The 376-nt window shown below is 31.4% G+C and carries 1 protein-coding gene; it reads left to right on the forward strand.

Features of this window, described 5'->3' with window-relative positions:
* Window positions 1-333, forward strand: a 333-nt coding sequence (locus HMPREF2917_RS07755; protein ID WP_141751542.1) for a transposase, incomplete at its 5' end; no start/stop codon positions are given.
* Window positions 334-376: the final 43 nt, after the last annotated feature.

Below are 376 nucleotides of genomic sequence, written 5' to 3' on the forward strand. Positions count from 1 at the left end.
TATGAGGTTGTACATTCACTTCGTGAATGTATACAGGATAGAGATTATATAGAATTCAAGGAAACGATTGAAGCAGCTACGCAATTAGACCTATCTCCTGGTTTAAAAAGAGTATTAAAGACTCTTATAACTTACTTGCCATATATTCAAAATACTTGTGAGTATCCAACTAGAACAAATGGCCCTATCGAAGGAATAAACAATAAAATAAAAGTGCTTAAAAGAAATGCCTACGGTTTTAAAAACTATTACCATTTTAGAAACAGGATTATCTTAATAACAAAAATGTTTGGCCCAAAACAAAAAGGAATTAAGCAACAATTAGTTGCTTAATCCCTTCCTAAAATTCTTCATCAACACTATTTGACAAAGAGCC

The organism is Streptococcus sp. HMSC061E03 (assembly GCF_001813505.1).
Taxonomy (GTDB): domain Bacteria; phylum Bacillota; class Bacilli; order Lactobacillales; family Streptococcaceae; genus Streptococcus.